This window comes from Bacillus sp. ES1-5, from assembly GCF_022487605.1.
Lineage (GTDB): Bacteria > Bacillota > Bacilli > Bacillales > Bacillaceae_G > Bacillus_A > Bacillus_A wiedmannii.
On the sequence record NZ_JAKVPU010000001.1, the window covers coordinates 586,973 to 604,086 of the forward strand.

General features: G+C 33.2%; 15 protein-coding genes, 1 riboswitch and 2 other annotated features. Of the genes, 3 read left to right on the forward strand and 12 right to left on the reverse strand.

Annotation, left to right across the window (positions count from 1 at the left end):
- Window positions 1-24 precede the first annotated feature (24 nt).
- From MKO96_RS03115 to MKO96_RS03140, 6 genes are all read right to left on the reverse strand, one after another.
- Entirely contained in the window at window positions 25-1,029 is a 1,005-nt protein-coding gene (locus MKO96_RS03115; RefSeq protein WP_240586637.1) for an ABC transporter permease subunit, read from the reverse strand.
- Window position 1,030: 1 nt separating this feature from the next.
- Complete coding sequence (locus MKO96_RS03120) at window positions 1,031-1,897, reverse strand: ABC transporter permease subunit (protein WP_140386746.1); 867 nt, start codon at window positions 1,895-1,897, stop codon at window positions 1,031-1,033.
- A 52-nt stretch (window positions 1,898-1,949) separates the two neighbouring features.
- Window positions 1,950-3,236, reverse strand: a complete 1,287-nt coding sequence (locus MKO96_RS03125; RefSeq protein ID WP_276314056.1) for an MFS transporter — start codon at window positions 3,234-3,236, stop codon at window positions 1,950-1,952.
- A gap of 213 nt (window positions 3,237-3,449) precedes the next feature.
- Complete coding sequence (locus tag MKO96_RS03130) at window positions 3,450-4,481, reverse strand: alpha/beta hydrolase (RefSeq protein WP_087980377.1); 1,032 nt, start codon at window positions 4,479-4,481, stop codon at window positions 3,450-3,452.
- Window positions 4,482-4,748: 267 nt separating this feature from the next.
- Window positions 4,749-6,632, reverse strand: coding sequence for an FtsX-like permease family protein (locus tag MKO96_RS03135; protein WP_240586639.1), 1,884 nt, complete (start codon window positions 6,630-6,632; stop codon window positions 4,749-4,751).
- A gap of 12 nt (window positions 6,633-6,644) precedes the next feature.
- Window positions 6,645-7,412, reverse strand: a complete 768-nt coding sequence (locus MKO96_RS03140; protein ID WP_240586640.1) for an ABC transporter ATP-binding protein — start codon at window positions 7,410-7,412, stop codon at window positions 6,645-6,647.
- A gap of 388 nt (window positions 7,413-7,800) precedes the next feature.
- On the opposite strand from MKO96_RS03140, the gene MKO96_RS03145 reads away from it, so the two are divergent.
- On the forward strand, window positions 7,801-8,283 hold the full coding sequence (locus MKO96_RS03145; protein WP_240586641.1) for a DUF2975 domain-containing protein: 483 nt from the start codon (window positions 7,801-7,803) through the stop codon (window positions 8,281-8,283).
- Between the two features lie 125 nt (window positions 8,284-8,408).
- Here MKO96_RS03145 and thrS read toward each other — a convergent pair whose 3' ends face one another.
- The 4 genes from thrS to MKO96_RS03165 all read right to left on the reverse strand — a co-directional run bounded on the left by thrS (window position 8,409) and on the right by MKO96_RS03165 (window position 13,062).
- Entirely contained in the window at window positions 8,409-10,328 is a 1,920-nt protein-coding gene (gene thrS / locus MKO96_RS03150; RefSeq protein ID WP_087980373.1) for a threonine--tRNA ligase, read from the reverse strand.
- A gap of 44 nt (window positions 10,329-10,372) precedes the next feature.
- Window positions 10,373-10,595: a binding site (T-box leader), on the reverse strand.
- 35 nt (window positions 10,596-10,630) lie between these two features.
- Window positions 10,631-10,854: a binding site (T-box leader), on the reverse strand.
- A gap of 124 nt (window positions 10,855-10,978) precedes the next feature.
- On the reverse strand, window positions 10,979-11,686 hold the full coding sequence (locus MKO96_RS03155) for a pseudouridine synthase (protein ID WP_001222159.1): 708 nt from the start codon (window positions 11,684-11,686) through the stop codon (window positions 10,979-10,981).
- A 187-nt stretch (window positions 11,687-11,873) separates the two neighbouring features.
- Window positions 11,874-12,494 (reverse strand): DUF4937 domain-containing protein, encoded by a 621-nt coding sequence (locus tag MKO96_RS03160; protein WP_240586642.1) that lies wholly within the window; start codon window positions 12,492-12,494, stop codon window positions 11,874-11,876.
- A 193-nt stretch (window positions 12,495-12,687) separates the two neighbouring features.
- Window positions 12,688-13,062 carry a hypothetical protein gene (locus MKO96_RS03165; RefSeq protein WP_240587378.1) on the reverse strand — a complete coding sequence of 125 codons (375 nt, stop codon included), beginning with the start codon at window positions 13,060-13,062 and terminating at the stop codon, window positions 12,688-12,690.
- A gap of 132 nt (window positions 13,063-13,194) precedes the next feature.
- Here MKO96_RS03165 and MKO96_RS03170 point away from each other — a divergent pair, with 132 nt between their 5' ends.
- Together MKO96_RS03170 and MKO96_RS03175 are read left to right on the forward strand one after the other, a co-directional pair.
- A complete protein-coding gene (locus tag MKO96_RS03170) occupies window positions 13,195-13,770 on the forward strand; it encodes a hypothetical protein (RefSeq protein WP_240586643.1) in 576 nt (191 codons plus the stop codon).
- 208 nt (window positions 13,771-13,978) lie between these two features.
- Window positions 13,979-14,098: riboswitch (glycine riboswitch) on the forward strand.
- A 107-nt stretch (window positions 14,099-14,205) separates the two neighbouring features.
- Window positions 14,206-15,573 carry an alanine/glycine:cation symporter family protein gene (locus tag MKO96_RS03175; protein WP_240586644.1) on the forward strand — a complete coding sequence of 456 codons (1,368 nt, stop codon included), beginning with the start codon at window positions 14,206-14,208 and terminating at the stop codon, window positions 15,571-15,573.
- 49 nt (window positions 15,574-15,622) lie between these two features.
- Here the strand turns inward: MKO96_RS03175 and MKO96_RS03180 are convergent, their stop codons facing one another.
- A complete protein-coding gene (locus MKO96_RS03180; RefSeq protein WP_087980369.1) occupies window positions 15,623-16,147 on the reverse strand; it encodes a DinB family protein in 525 nt (174 codons plus the stop codon).
- A gap of 14 nt (window positions 16,148-16,161) precedes the next feature.
- Entirely contained in the window at window positions 16,162-16,929 is a 768-nt protein-coding gene (locus MKO96_RS03185) for a DUF3891 family protein (RefSeq protein WP_240586645.1), read from the reverse strand.
- Window positions 16,930-17,114 lie beyond the last annotated feature (185 nt).

A 17,114-nucleotide genomic window follows, 5' to 3' on the forward strand; every position in this document is an offset into this window, starting at 1 on the left:
ACGATTTGTCTTCAGCTATCTTTTTTATTTTTGTATCTCTCTATAAAAGGAAAAATCATTCATATTAGTTTGTACTCGCTTCTCTTCCTTTACCTCTTTATCCTTGCTCCTTGGTGTTCTTACATTTCCTAGTTTAATCGCATCTTGCATACTATTACTAACTAGATTTCCCGCTAAAATTGTCATACTATAAAAAGCAATTGGTATAAGTACAATCCATGTATGTGTAGTTAAATGGCGGAAGTTTTGACCAATTAGGCCAGTCCATTCTTTTGTTACACTATCTGGATCCATTCCACTGAAGGTTATTGTTCCACCAAAAAATAATTGCAACAAACCAAGGTGTAAAAGTAGTAATAAAGTACTTACAAATTGTTGGGCTACTAATAAAAGAAATGACGGTAACATATGCGGCCATATATGGCGCTTCAACCTATGCCACTTACTTCCGCCGAGCACAGTAGCTGCCAACATAAATTCTTCCTTCTTAATACGCTTGACTTCTTGCGCTACATACAACATAACCGTTGGTACAGCAAGGCATACAAGTACTATAATTTGAAATGTCACACGCAAATATAACGGCACAACTTCCGCTCCACTGTCAAACGTTAAAACTTCATTTAACATAAAATAAGAAATCATAACCATCGGTACAATACTAAAAGGATTAAAAAAGGATGAAATAACTGGAAAAGAACGTTTACCATACATACCAAGAAGTAAACCAATTCCCCCTCCAACTATAACTCGTAAAATCGCTATAATTATACTCGCTCCAACTGTCCATTTCGCGCCTTCTATTATTAATTGAACAAGGTCACGACCTTTCACATCACTTCCAAACCAAAATTTACTTGATGGTGAAAATGGAGCTGCCTCTAGTTCCCCTTTTTCGTTATACATCATCGTAAGTTCACGAATATTACCATCAAAAAACACCGTATATCCAATACTAACAATCATTAGTACACTCAAAAAAGTAATACCTATCCAAAATCTCACATCTCTTTTTACAACTTGCCACATATTACACACGCTCCTTTATAACATTTTGTAAAAGCGTATGTAATATGCGAAATAGTATAAAAAGCGGCACGTATAATATAACTAGACTCACTGTAAATATTTCTAATTTAGAATTTTCTTTTACAAAAACAAACATTCCATATGTATTGAAAATCCATTCGATAATATATAAATTTGAAAGCATAAATAAAATATTTGTTTTCGCATAATAAATTGTCGTCAATAAAACATTTCTTGAAATATGATGTGTCAAAATATGCCGTAAGCTTAATCCTTTACTCTTGGCAAACAAACTATATTCTTTCTCTAATTCTTCTTTAAACCGTAATAACAACAGTTTAATAAACAATAATGTTGTTGGTATTGTAAGACATATAATTGGTAACAAACGTATCCTTTCTTCCCCTAATCCAGCCAGTTTGACCGGCATAAATCCTGTTTTTTGAAAAAGAATTACGACAAGAAGTTGTGATAATAAAATAAGTAATATATCTGGTATACTCTCAAGCGTAAGAAAAAACCCGTTCCACATTTTTTGTTTCATATGAGAACGCTGCAATACCCAAACGACAAGTATATATGCGATAAGCAAAGATAGTAAAAACGCTGAGAGAAATACAATCATCGTTTCAATATAATGAATCCAAATTTGCGGAAATAATTTTCTTGAGTCCCGAAATCCATATGTAATTTCACCCGGTTGTAGTAACTTCCCTCCAAGAAAAACAATCGTGTTCCAAAAACCGATTAAATCGATTTGCAATCCCTTAAATAAACGCGGCAGCGCACCTAGACAAATTATACATAAAATTGCAGCTACTAGTTGTAAACAAGTAACCCCACACCATTTAACAATTCGCATCAACATAACGAGTTCCCCTTATCACCAGATAGAATATTCAGAAATAAAAAACCAGATATTAAATCTCTTCAGCTATACCTTGCACGTGTTTCTTCCCACTAGGTAAAACGGCTTGATATAAACACGTAACAAAAAATAATAAACCAAATAAAATAATATACAAAGTATCTGCACGAATCCATTGCGGGAACAACATTGCTATCGCACCGAGAGATAACAACTGGAATCCTGTCGTTAATGGACTAAGTAAACTTTGAACGCGTCCCATAAATGATTCTTCTACAATTTCATACATCCATCCCATTATTGCAACATTAATAAATGGTAAAAAGAAAGTCGCAAAAGCGATACATACATAAAAAGACCATACGTGATTTACAAAGTAACACATACCGAAAAAGACCCCTGAGCCCGCCATACCAAATACAATAATAGGCTTAGGTGCATATTTCTTACCTATACTTGTTGCTACTATACTTCCAATTAATAATGAAATTCCTCCAACTACACCGCCCACCATCGTTAAACTTTCATACGTTGCTGGTGCTAATTTATATTTTAATATGTAAGTTGTGGATACGCTTAAAATACCATTCAATAATCCAAATACGATAAATCCTAAAAGTAATTTTTTTAAAGTGTCATTTTGATATATATACTTGATCCCTTCTTGAAACTCTGTTATTAACATTTTCAAATTAACTTCTTTCCATTTTGTTCTACCGTTTGGCAAACGCACTTTTTCTGGAATGGAAATCGTTTGGATCAAAATACCACTCATAATAAAAGTGAGCGTATTTACTAAAACGCTCCCGTAAATTCCAAAAGTCCAGTACACCATCGTTGCAATGCCTACACCAAACAAAGCATACAAACTATTTACCATTTGATTCATGCCCGCTGCTGCACCGTATTGGTCGGATTCAACTACTCCCTGTATCATCGACTGTTCTGATGGAGAGAAAAATTGTATACATGCATTTTCCAAAAATAAAAATATAAAGACGAGTATAATCATTCCGTAATAAAGCGAAATTAGAATTCCGATATTACAGAGCGAACAACATATATTACTTACCGTACAAATACGCTGTCTATCAAAACGATCCACTACTGTCCCTACTAATAGAAAAAAGATTAATGCAGGTAATGCCATCATAATTTGTGTCATCGTTGCGTAAACTGGTTGTTTTCCGTATTGATCTAGCAAATAAAACATTAAAGAAACTCCAGCAATCATAGAACCGAGTCGCTCTAAAATATTTGCTAGAAAAAAACGTGCATACACTTTGTTACGAAATAACTGTAGCATTTCTTTCATACTTCTAACCCTTTCCCGCGACAAAATTTTATTTTTTCAGTCATTTCTTGGAAGTTATATTATATTTTTCGACCATTATCCAATCTTTTCCTTCTATATAGAGAACATTATAAAAAGACTCTTGTCTTTTATACAAGAGTCTTTTTATTTAACTTCGCTTCACGTAATGATATATAGCTAAGCTCTTTTTACGTCTCGCTACCTTTTTTAATTCTCTAAAGTTAGGATACACTTTATTTATTTTACGAATGTATCGCACATCCACTTATAAAATTTTTCTTTCTCTTCAAATTGTGGATAATGAGCTGATTTCTCAAAAGTAATAAATTCTTTTTGATCTGCTTCAATCGTATCAAAATATGTTTTTGCTGCATGAAATGAAGTGTTATAGTCATATTTCCCCATAAGGATATAAAGCGGTAATTTCATTTTAGTCACCTTAGTAGGCAATGGATTCTTTAAATCCTTTTCTAATAAGACAGTTTGAGAATGTGATAATCCAACGTTATAACGAATTACGTCCAACAAGTTATATTCATTACTGAGTAACATTCCAATGTTATCATCATCTGGATTTTCAATGCCTCTTGATGTTCCACCATATTTCGCAACATACTTTCTCGGAGTGTATGTATCGCCATTTTTAATTTTTTCAGTCAACCCATTTAAATAGGTAACCTCATCTGTATTACCAGCATTTTGTGCCTGTTCAATCACATAATTTAAACTATCCATTTCACTTTCAACTGTATCACTCATCTGCCCTATGCCAACATATGCTTCATATTTTTCAGGAGCTTTATTGGCAGCTTGCATTCCGATATATGTACCGTAAGAATGACCAACCAATATTACTTTTTCTTTACCTAGACGTTTTGAAATATAATCTGTCATAGCTAATAAGTCTTCTACAAGAAGATCTGATGTAAGATTCGAATAGTCTTCAAAGAAATGATACGACTTCCCGCTCGCTCTTTGATCGTAATTAACAACTGTGAATTTCTCTTCCAATAAGTCTTGGTATTTTTGAGCATATGGTATTTCTGAAGTACCTGGTCCACCATGTACAAAAATAATAATCGGATTGTTCTTATCTTTGCCGCGTATCATAATTTCATGATCACTTCCATTTATCTCTACTTTCTCTAATGTACTTATACTGTTTTTTCCCTTTATTTGCGAAGTCCATGTAGGAAATATTAGTGCTACGATTAATAATAGTGTAGTGATGACACCAATAAGTTTTATTAATTTTCTTATCTTCTTCATAAGTAGTCTCCTTTCTTTTAAATTTATAAAAACATCAATTTAGTTCTGTAAAACTACCTCAAAAAATATGAATGTACAACAATCACAATTTCCAATTTCACCTTGATCTTTTGTACATTCTTAATATCCCACACACTTCTTAACTTTCAGCTATATAAACTCTTAATATTTTCTTAATTTTCAATACATTAATAATAGGAAGATTTGGTCACAATGTATTATAAATAAAAAAGTCCTTGTTTTCTAAACAAGGACTTTTTTATTAAACTATTTCGCTACTTCTTCTTTCGGCATTACCATACCTTTATAAAGCTGAACAGTAATCCAGTAATAGATGAAATAAATGACTAAGAAAATCCCTATTGGCACCCACACTTTCACAAACGGGTCAACTAATATAAAGCTAAATAAGTTAAGCCCTACTAACACGTGGGAAATTCCAATAATCGCCGGGAAGATAAATAAATATGAAATTTCTTTATAAATACTTTTCGTTAACATACTACGTCTCACGCCGATTTTTCGTAACATTTCATAACGACGTACGTCACGAGAAGCACCTGTTAATATTTTGAACATAAGCGAACTTGCCATCATTGCTAAAAAGGCAATTCCAAGGAAAAATCCCATAAACATTGTTCCACTCATGAAACTGTTCATAAACTGATAAATTGTCATTTTTGTATATAGTTCTACTTTTGTACCTGTTGTTGTTTCAATTAATTCTTTTTGCCTCTTATCTATATCGAGCAACAATGGTTTATATTTTTTCATATCGTCTACTATTGCTAATGTAACACTATGCTCTGTTCCTTGAATTCCTTTATAATGCTCTTCATCTGCAATTCTTACAGGTTTTCCGTTAAATTGATTATGTGTAATTTGTATTTCTCTTACAACTGCATCTTCCCAATCTTTTGGCATGCGAGGAAGCTTATTCTCTGCTTCGGGAGCTTCCAAAGCAGAATAGACTGGTTCAGTTAAAGGTTCAGCAACACGTTTACGAGCAGGCTCTTTTAAAGTTTTTGTATCAAAGTGATCGGAAACCAGTGGTGGTTTCGCAGTTAAGTCGTTACGTAAATAATAAACCGCTTCTCCATCTACTTTATACTTATATTTGCTTTCTTCAACAATTTCCATTTCTTTTAAGGCCGCTGTATCTTGATCATTTGGATCATGAATTACGACATCATATACACGAGAAAAGTCTGTCATAATACCTACATTTTTTTGGAACGCCATACCTGCCGTCATCGCACCTGCACCTAATGCAATTAACATCGCTACCGTACCTAATACTCTCGATAAGCTATTTACGCGAAAGCGTAACTGTGCATATGTAAAACTATTTAAGCCTGTTTCATTTCGTTTTTTATTCCCTTTAATTTTCATCACAAAAAATGGGAGCAATGAACTAAAGATAAAATATGTTCCAAGTGTTGTAACGATTGTCGCTATTATAAAACCAAGTTCGGCAAATGTTTTTATATTTACCATAAAGTAGTATCCTGTACTTACTAGTAATACACCAAGTACAGTCATTATAATAATGCGAGTTTTACTTTTCTTCACTTCATCTAGTGTTTCATCTTCACGTATTAATTCTAATTCTGTTTTACGTAATAAACGGATGCTATTCATTAAACCAGTAATAAAAAATAGTATTAAGAAGAAAATAGCTGTAACTAAGATTGCTGGTGCATATACAGATGAATAACTACCTTTTGCAGAAATCTCCATACCATTCATTAAAAAGTTTCCTGCTACACTTGCAAGTAACATCCCTACTAAAATCCCGATAACAATACTGACAATACCCATACCGAATGTTTCAATAAATAATAACTGTGCTACTTTTTTCTTTTTCGCACCGAGCATCATGTACATACCGAGTTCTTTTCTTCTTAATGTGAGTAAGAAAGAATTGGCATATATAATATAAAATACAGTAATGAAAGATAATAGTATGGCACCTACCCAGAATACGAGTCTAATACTACTAATAAGACTATTATCTTTCGTAAATTCACTATTCATCGCCATCGTTTGGAACATGTAGAAGATACTAATACTAATAACGAGACCAATAAGTAAAACCATATAATCTTTTAACATCTTTTTCATACTATGACGTGATAATTTGAATAACATAGTCTCGCCCTCCTACTTAGACTCAGCAGCTGAGCCCATATGAGCGAGCACACCTAAAATATCTTGATAGAAACTTTCCCGCGTTCCTTGGCGCTTTAACTCTTTATATAGAAGACCGTCTTGAATAAATAAAATACGTTCACAATAACTCGCACTAAATGCATCATGCGTTACCATTAAAATACTTACATTGTGATTTTCATGTAAATCTTGCATCGCTTCTAATAAGCTTTTTGCATTTTTACTATCAAGCGCTCCTGTCGGTTCATCTGCTAATACGATTGCTGGATTATGTACTAAAGCTCGTGCTGCCGCTGTTCTTTGTTTTTGTCCTCCAGAAACAGCAGTTGGATATTTCGTTAAAATTTCAGTAATCCCTAATTTCTTCGCAACCTCATTCACCTTTCCAGTAATCTCACTTGAAGGTACGCCTTGCAATGAAAGTGGTAAAGCAATATTTTCATAAATTGATAAGTTTTCAAGTAAGTTAAAATCTTGAAAAATGAATCCTAATTTTTGAGATCGAAAATCAGATAATGCATTCCCCTTCATAGAAGTAATATTTGTACCAGCTATTGTCACACTGCCACCCGTTGCTTGATCCAATGTACTAATCACATTAAGTAAAGTCGTTTTTCCAGATCCAGAAGGCCCCATAATCCCGACGAATTCCCCTTCTTTAATACTTAATGACACACCCCTTAACGCTTTTGACTGATTCTCATTTCTTTTCCCATACGTTTTTTCTACACTTTCTATAGTAACTACGTTTGTTGACATCTCTTTCACTCCATCCCTTTTATATAAAATTAATTTCTCACATATTTCTTATCTTTTTCTCATGTAAATTCTTAATATTTTTTAATTTTTCAATTAGTAAGGGTTACACGAGTTAAGTAAACCTTTTTCCTATTTCATATTCTCACTTTTCTAAAACTCGTTCCTTCGATTTCGCTTACATTTACCTTACATTTTTGTAAGGTAAAAATATTACAGACCACTTTATAAAGGAATTTTCTTTGTAATGAAAAAGGCTTTTTATTTTCATCAAAATTAACATGATACATAAATAACAATAATAATAAGTTAAAAAACAATATATTTTTATTTTAAAACGATAAATTATATGTTAAAATCATGTTGTCATTAAATAAACGAGGTGTTTTTTATGAAACAAGTTTCAACACTCTTTTTAAAACTAGCTATTGTTTTTATAGGTATAGTAGTACTTGCATTGTGCATATTTTTAGTTCCTAAAATCGGGAATTTCGCTGGAGAATTGTATCCAGCTATTGCTTATATGAAATCTCTCGTTTTAATCAATATGTACGTAGCGACGATACCTTTTTACTTCGCTCTATATCAAGTTTTAAAACTTTTAAGTTATATTGATAAGAACAAAGCGTTCTCGGTATTATCAGTAAAGGCTTTAAAAAATATAAAATACTGTGCCCTCACTATCGGTACCATATACATACTAGGTATGCCACTTTACTATCTTATGGCAAAAAAAATTGATCCTCCAAGTTTTATACCCATTGGATTGATCATTATTTTCTCCTCTATCGTGATTGCTGTTTTTGCTGCAGTTCTCCAAAAGCTCTTGCAAGAAGCCATTCATATAAAATCAGAAAATGATTTAACAGTATGAAGTGAAGTATGTGGCAATAAATGATGAAGGGATAGCTTAATCGCTATCCCTTCATCATTTATTATGGTTCTTTAATGAGTTTAAATTCAGTAATACATGTTAATGGTGTATTTTATTATCAATCTCTATTTCTTATTTTTTATTTCCTCTTTTATACTCTCCACAAACCCATTTAGTTCAATAACTTCTGACTGGTCTTCACCGTATTTACGTACATTTACAGATCCGTTCTCCATTTCCTTATCCCCAATAACAAGAACATAAGGAACTTTTTGCATTTGTGCTTCTCTTATTTTATATCCTAACTTTTCATCTCGGACATCTCGTTCCACACGAACGCCAACTTGCGCTAATTTATCTACAACCTCTTCTGCGTATTGTACATGGACTGCATTCGAAACTGGAATAACTTTCACTTGAACTGGTGCCACCCATGCCGGGAACGCGCCTCCAAAGTGCTCAATTAATATCGCTAAGAAACGGTCTAAAGATCCTAAAACTGCTCTGTGAATGACAACTGGTCTTCTCTTTTCATTCATCTCATCTATATAATTTAAATCAAACTTCTCTGGCATTTGGAAATCTAGTTGGATTGTACCGCACTGATGACTTCTATTTAGAGCGTCTTTAATATGGAAGTCGATTTTCGGTCCGTAAAATGCACCGTCACCTTCATTTAGTCTATATTTATAATTCAATGAATGTAATACATTTTCTAATGCCTCTTCTGCTTGCTCCCACAACTTATCATCACCCATTGAATCTTCTGGACGAGTAGAAAGCTCTACTTCATATTCGAATCCAAAAGTTTTATAAACGTAATCAATTTGCGCCATTACTGATTTAATTTCATCTTCAATTTGTTCTGGAGTTACAAATAAATGAGCATCATCTTGGCAGAAAGTACGTACTCTTAATAAGCCATTTAATGCCCCGCTAAATTCGTGTCGGTGTACTTGACCGAACTCACACATACGAATTGGCAATTCGCGATAAGAATGTAATTTATTTTTGAACATTAACATATGTCCTGGGCAGTTCATTGGCTTTAATGCGAAACTTTTATTGTCTACTTCAGAGAAATACATGTTGTCTTTATAATGTCCCCAGTGTCCTGATTTCTCCCATAATTCTTGGTTCATCATAAACGGAGTACGTACTTCTTGATACTTATACTCTTTTTGAATTTCTCTTAAAAATGCTTCTAATTCATTACGAATAATTTGTCCTTTCGGTAAATAAAATGGCATTCCCGGAGCCTCTTCAGAAAACATAAATAACTCCAGCTCACTACCTAATTTACGATGATTTCTTTTTGCTGCTTCTTCAACGAAATGTAAATACTCTTCTAATTCTTTTTGGGAAGCGAACGCAACACCATATATACGCTGAAGCACTTGATTGTTACTATCACCTCGCCAATATGCACCAGAAACGTGAGTTAATTGGAAGGCTTTCAAATAGCCTGTTGATGGTAAATGTGGTCCTCTACATAAGTCTACAAATTCACCTTGTTTATATAGTGTTACACTTTCCCCATTAGGAATTGCTTCTAACAATTCTAATTTCAGGTGATCATTCATTTCTTGAAACAGTTTTTTTGCCTCTTCTCGTGAGACCTCAACTCGTTCTATTTTTACATTTTCATTTATAATCTTTTTCATTTCTTTTTCGATTTCCGGTAAATCTTCCACGTTTACACTACTAGGTAGATCCATATCATAATAAAACCCATTTTCAATAACAGGCCCTACACCAAGGTTTACATTACCTTGCATTCTCTTTACAGCTTGCGCTAAAATATGTGCCGCAGAATGTCTTGCAATTTCTACACCTTCATTTGAATCTATAGTAATGATTTCTACTTCCGCATTTTCTTCAATATTTCGGCGTAAATCAAATAACTGATCATTTACTTTCCCTGCGACTGCTTTCTTTTTTAAACTACTGCTAATGGATCCAGCAATTTCTTCTAAAGTAATTCCTTTTACATATTCTTTAACGCTACCATCTGGAAATTTAATTTCAATCATCTGTTCTTTCATTTTTCATCTCTCCATTTCATAATAAAAAGCACACTCATCCCTAAAATAGGGACGAGCGTGCTTATACCCGTGGTTCCACCCAGATTCCCATCGTAAACATACAATGGCTTCTTTTACGGTAACGTCGTTTACACGGCACTAGATACTGAATTTCCCTAGTGCAGCTCTAAGGTGGTAAGTTATTTTTCTGCGTTAGGAAGTTCTCAGCTTTCCTTCCTTCTCTGTATAACCGGGGAAAATAACTCGTGTCCTTTTCTTCGCTTATTATGAAATTGAATACAAAAAAGCATATTCATCCCTAAAATAGGGACGAATATGCTTATATCCGTGGTTCCACCCAGATTCCCATCACAAAAAACATAATGGCTTCTATTGCGATAACGTCGCTTACACGGCACTAGATACTGAATTTCCCTAGTGCAGCTCTAAGGTGGTAAGTTATTTTTCTGCGTTAGGAAGTTCTCAGCTTTCCTTCCTTCTCTGTATAACCGGATAAAATAACTCGTGTCCTTTTCTTTGCTTTTAAAAGTACATCCATTAATTGTTATTTACTATATCCTATTCATTTTATTATTGCAAGTGTTTAAAAAAGTTTTTTTATTTAATAAAAAAAGAAACCAAAATAGATTTTTGGTTTCCCCTTCTCAATTTTACCAATCTTGTGGTTCGTAATTTAAGTCTGAAAATAGACGTCGTTTCTCTTTCTTCGATAAATCTCTCCACTGTCCAACAGGTAAATTATTCAATTCAATATTCATAATTCTCGTACGTTTTAACGTGTATACTTGATAACCTAAAGCTTCACACATACGACGAATTTGGCGATTTAGCCCTTGTGTTAAAATAATGTTGAACTCATATTTTGATAACTGTGTGATCTCACAAGGAAGTGTTTTCGTTCCTAAAATCTTCACACCAGCTGCCATTTTTTCTAAGAAATCAGGTGTAATTGGCTTATCTACAGAAACGATATATTCTTTCTCATGTTTGTTTTCAGCACGTAAAATTTCATTAACGATATCACCATCATTCGTTAACAAAATTAAACCGTCTGAGTCTTTATCAAGACGTCCAATGTGACTAATTCGTAAAGGATGATTCACTAAATCGATAATGTTACCTTTTACAGCTTTTTCACTCGTACATGTAATACCTACTGGTTTATTTAAAGCAATATATACGTGATCTCGAGCAATACGAAGTTGCTCTCCATTTACGCGTACATCATCACCTGGATTGACTTGGTCACCAATTTTTGCAACCTTACCGTTAATAATTACTCTTCTCTCATTAATTAATTTATCTGCTCCACGTCGAGACGCTTTTCCAGCTTCACTAATAAATTTATTGATACGCAAATTAGGCACATCCTTTTCTAAACAAAATTTCAAGCTCACACTGCTTCTACCGTACAATACAAAAGGGTAAGCCTTCTATTATAACTTAAATATATTAACATGAAAGGGTATATAACGTCTTCTATTAATTACTCGTTTTATAAGAAAATATCTTTATTATACATTCATTTATGCACGTTTTGAACACTTAATATACAAGCCACTCTTCCTTACATACAGCTTGTTTACCTCTTATACCTTCTAAATCTTCATAAATATTAGCTAGTTTATACAACTCTGGGAAAATCTCTTCTACATAACTTTGATGCGCCATTTCATCTTTCCAATAAGTTAACACTATGTAACGATTTTCAGTTTTTAAAGACTTCCCAACAACTCCACCTAACATCCCTTTTGCATTTTCCATCCCTTTATTCCAAATTGTTTCTTGTTTATGTAAAAACTGCTTTTCCATTCCCGCCATTACATCACAAATTGCAACTCTTACAAATGACCCATCTGCAACAACGTCTTTCATAGGCATATCAGTTATATCATACAACGTTTGAAACAATTCAATTTCACATGAAAGAAACGTATCCTCTTGATTACTATTTAAATAAATGGTATCGTGAGCACCATTCATAAATGATTGATACGCACTTCTATCTTCCCATAAAGTAAATACACATGCCTCATCCTCATACCATCCACCAAATTGCCCGTGAAATCCATCTAGATGCTGTATATCACGCCATTTTTCTTGTGCTTTTGAAAATAAGTCCTTTTTCTCTTCTTCTACCTTACAGTAGATTGTTTTTAGTAACATTTTTAACTCCCCCTTAGGATATAATTTATCTTCTACTTACAATTTTTAATTTACATAATATTTTTATAATCTCCTCATTACTCTTTATGTGTATATAGAACTAATCATATTTATCACTACATCTATCAAACCATCTATCTGATTTTATTTCAAATAATTCAGAATCAAAAGAAAAGATGTAACCCTTAACGAATTACAACTTTATCTTATCTCTCTTATTCACCTTTTGTTCAAATAAATAATACGTAAGTTCTCCCGGATAATGTAATACAGTTACCTTCCGCTCTCCTTTTTTAAAACTAACAGTATGCCCGTTTTCCCCTAAGTTCTCCCATCCACTTGCCTTTGTAATAGGCATTACACTTATATATCTATAATGCTCTTCCTTATCATCGTTAATATGAATTGCTGACATTGGTACTGGAAAATCTTCAACTTTAGATTCTTTGTCTAAATATATAAGTGTAAATAAACCAACTAATAACACAACCGTTGAAATATTTGAAACTAGTTTTCTTCTATTCATTTTCACTAAAAACCCTCTTTTCTCACATATTACTTTCATTATTTTACTAATCTTGATTATTTATGTATATAAAAAATATAATTAAAATCAATTCCAGACTATATTCTCTATTACTAACAATATTATTGTTGTATATTATAATTAAAGGATGTTTATTTTTGGAGGTATTACCCATTGAAGAAATTATTTTTTAATAAATGGACAATAGTTATTTCTATTTTTATTATTACCTGTACGATTTTCTACACAACTAAAGATAAAAATAATAACGAAAAAACTACCGTAGAAACAATTGATACAAAAAGTTTTAAAACTAAATTACAACCAAAAATTGATGAATTAACTACAAATTATAATGACATCATCGAAAAAGATTGGTTGCCTGCCTGGGAAGAGATTAACACGAACGGAGATTCAGTAGACAGAGATAAACTATTAGTCACAATGACTGCTATTTCCAAGCAATATGAAAAAATTATGAACGAAATAGACACTGTGAAAATTAATGAAAATATATCGGAAGTACAAATACAAAAACAACTAGTTTATTTCACAACTGAATTTAATACTGCTTCTAAATTTATGAAAAACGCAGCAGATTTAATTATAGACGGAGCAAATAACTCTACTCCATCCAATGAAACAATTGAAAATACTAAACATGCTTTAGGACTTGCGGACCAACATATTGTCCTCGCTTTATCTACGTTAAATGAAGTTGAAGTTAAATTAGGACTTGCAAAAAAATAAAATTGGTTACTATTTTAAAATAAAAAAAGATTGCAATTCACATTTTGTCTGTCTATAATGTTTTTATTGATTTACAATCAATGTTTTTATAAATTTTATAATTCGGATGAACCATTCAGGAGAAGGTCTATTGATCTACCGACGGGGCAAAAAGTTGCTGAAGCAACTTTGAAACTCTCAGGTCTTGGTTACAAGTAGAACTGCATGGGGACGAATCTCTGGAGAGACTCCCTCTCGCTTTATATAGCGCGGAGGAAAACGAGCACCGAAGGAGCAAATCCGCTACTATAGCGGATAATCTCTCAGGTAAAAGGACAGAGACAAGCGAAAGAAAAAGCCGATTTGTATCGGTTTATTTTTCTATCCCTTGTTTCTCCAGAGACCATTTCATTTACTTGAAGTGGTTTTTATTTTTTCATAAAAAGGAGAATACAGATGGAGACAGTAAGTACAGTATTAGAACAAATCAATCACTATGTGTGGGGATTACCAACGTTGTTGCTACTCGTTGGTACTGGTATCATTCTCACAGTGCGTTTAAAAGGGTTACAGTTTAGTAAACTATTATACGCTCACAAACTAGCTTTTAAAAAATCAGAAGATACATCTTCCTCTGGAGATATTAGCCACTTCCAAGCACTTATGACAGCTATGGCGGCAACAATTGGTATGGGGAATATAGCCGGTGTTGCAACTGCTGTAACGATCGGTGGACCCGGTGCAATTTTTTGGATGTGGATTACTGCTTTGTTCGGTATGGCAACAAAATATGCCGAAGCAATTCTTGCGGTGAAATACCGTGTTAGTAATGAAAATGGTGAATATTCAGGTGGACCAATGTACTATTTAGAACGTGGTTTAGGTAAGAAATGGCTTGCTGTTTTATTCGCTATATTCGGCACAACTGCTTCTTTCGGTATCGGTAATATGGTGCAATCTAACTCAGTAGCAGAGGCAATGCGAATTAATTTCTCTTTCCCCCCTGCTTTAACTGGTATATTCATGTCGTTTTTAATCGCCATTGTTATTTTAGGCGGTGTGAAAAAAATCGGGAAAGTGACAGGATACATCGTTCCTATTAAAGCTTTCTTTTATATCATTGCTGGGCTTATTATTATTTTCTATCACTACGATCAAATTCCAGCAGCATTCTCACTTATTTTTTCTGGCGCATTCAATGGGACTGCAGCTGCTGGTGGTTTTATTGGCGCAACAATTGCATCTGCAATTCAAATTGGAATGGCGCGCGGTGTATTTGCGAACGAAGCTGGTTTAGGGAGTGCCCCTATTGCCGCAGCTGCCGCAAAAACTGATTCACCTGCAAAGCAAGCTTTAGTTTCTATGACTGGTACTTTTCTAGATACGTTTATTGTATGTACCATTACAGGGCTAGTATTAATTACTACAGGTGCATGGAAATCAGGTAAAACTGGCGTTGAAGCAACAACACTTGCGTTCCAATCTGTATTTGGCACTGCTGGTAGTATGATTCTTGGTATTGCAATTATATTATTTGCCTACTCTACTATTTTAGGATGGTCGTATTACGGCGAGAAGTGCGTCGCTTATTTATTTGGAGAAAGTGCTGTTAAATATTATAAAGCAATCTTTATCGTCATGATTGCTATAGGTGCAAATTTAAAGCTAGGCATCGTATGGACATTTGCTGATATTGCAAATGGACTTATGGCGATTCCAAACTTAATAGGGTTAATTGGTTTAAGTGGCATAGTTGTTGCTGAAACGAATCGCTTTTTACAAGCAGAGAAATTGAAAGAAAGTCATAAAAAACAGGCAAGTTAGTCACTATAAAAAGAATGGCTTATCTATAATAAGCCATTCTTTTTTTCACCTATTTCACTTCCTTCTGCACCATATGTAAATACAGTACAAAATCCATCATTGTCGACGAATGACCAAGTTGACGGATCATCGCTGTTATATTTCCTCTATGATATGTACCATGATTTACGACATGTTGTACTAACTCTAAAATTGAAGTTTCTAATTTCCCTGCATATGGATTCTCGATAACAAATACAGCATTCACGTCTTGTATTGCACTTAAAAATTCTTCATATTGATTTGCCATGTTTTCAAACATTTTTTCTAATTCATGTAACGATTTAGTTTCGATATGTTTTCGTAATTTTTCTCGGTCTTGTATTGCTTCATTCATACTTTTACCATGCAATATGTGTAACCACACTTGATCTGTAATATAAATATGCGCAAAAGTATCCTTGATTGATGGAAATACACTCTGTATCTGTTCATTAAAAATAGTCTCATAGTTTGGTAATTCTTTTAGTCGATTGAATAATCGTATATTAGCCCAAGCATGGTAATCCACCTGTTTTAACATGTAATCTTTCAATCTAAATCGCCTCCTTATTGTATGAAACGAATGCTTTGTTTCTCCATTTTCGATTCTCTATCAGCTTTTGCAATCCCTTTTTCCTCAACTACATATTTATTTATAGCTTTATAATTTACATACGTATGAAATTCAGTTTGAAATGGAAACGGTGTAATCCGAATTGTTTCCTCGTCCACCCATTCAGCTTGTATAAGTTTATCATCCTTGTTATTAAACATTTCTGTTCCTTCAAACCCATCTTTAAACAAATCAATTTCATCTTCCTTTTCTACACCAGGTTTATTCATACATATATATAAAGAAAGTTCATCACAAAACTTTAGTAATCTATAATGTTTATCGAACATCGAAAATTGTTCTTTTGTTAACGTTTTCAAAACTCTTTTTTGTCGTTCCAATTCATGTTTATAAAAAAACATCATCTCTTCATCTTTATCATTTAATGGAAATGATAAAAAGTGTTTACTACACAGTAACGCCCCATATGGATTAGACTCTTCAATTTCATTCAAACCAATCGTATAAAAGACAAAGCGCAATGAACTTGGACAATCCATAAATGTATATGGGATATTTTTAGAATCATTTAAAATCGGTACTTTATCAAGCTCTATCCATCCTCTATCATGCTCATATATTGCATCTAGTGCCTCTTTTAAGTATGTTTTATTTTCAAAAAAATCTTCTTTTATGTGCCTTGCAATCTCTCCAGCTAAAAAACCATGATCATGTTGACGAATTAATATACTTTCATTCTCATTCTTTTCACGAAAAATCATTCATATACTCCCCCTCATCCTCATATTACAGCGTTTTCTATACATCAATTCTTAATTAATCCCTAATTATTAGCAGGGATTCAGTCTCTTACAACGAAATTAACATAACTATATAGTATTCTTTCTAACCATATAAATAGCTTTCTCTATACTATCCATTATACTAAAACATTCATTCTAAAAAA

What these genes read in the sequence shown, in the direction of transcription:
- MKO96_RS03115 (WP_240586637.1), bottom strand. Translation starts at nt 1,029, where the DNA reads ATGTGGCAAGTTGTAAAAAGAGATGTGAGATTTTGGATAGGTATTACT.
- MKO96_RS03120 (WP_140386746.1), bottom strand. Translation starts at nt 1,897, where the DNA reads ATGTTGATGCGAATTGTTAAATGGTGTGGGGTTACTTGTTTACAACTA.
- MKO96_RS03130 (WP_087980377.1), bottom strand. Translation starts at nt 4,481, where the DNA reads ATGAAGAAGATAAGAAAATTAATAAAACTTATTGGTGTCATCACTACA.
- MKO96_RS03135 (WP_240586639.1), bottom strand. Translation starts at nt 6,632, where the DNA reads ATGTTATTCAAATTATCACGTCATAGTATGAAAAAGATGTTAAAAGAT.
- MKO96_RS03140 (WP_240586640.1), bottom strand. Translation starts at nt 7,412, where the DNA reads ATGTCAACAAACGTAGTTACTATAGAAAGTGTAGAAAAAACGTATGGG.
- MKO96_RS03145 (WP_240586641.1), top strand. Translation starts at nt 7,801, where the DNA reads ATGAAACAAGTTTCAACACTCTTTTTAAAACTAGCTATTGTTTTTATA.
- thrS (WP_087980373.1), bottom strand. Translation starts at nt 10,328, where the DNA reads ATGAAAGAACAGATGATTGAAATTAAATTTCCAGATGGTAGCGTTAAA.
- MKO96_RS03160 (WP_240586642.1), bottom strand. Translation starts at nt 12,494, where the DNA reads ATGTTACTAAAAACAATCTACTGTAAGGTAGAAGAAGAGAAAAAGGAC.
- MKO96_RS03175 (WP_240586644.1), top strand. Translation starts at nt 14,206, where the DNA reads ATGGAGACAGTAAGTACAGTATTAGAACAAATCAATCACTATGTGTGG.
- MKO96_RS03185 (WP_240586645.1), bottom strand. Translation starts at nt 16,929, where the DNA reads ATGATTTTTCGTGAAAAGAATGAGAATGAAAGTATATTAATTCGTCAA.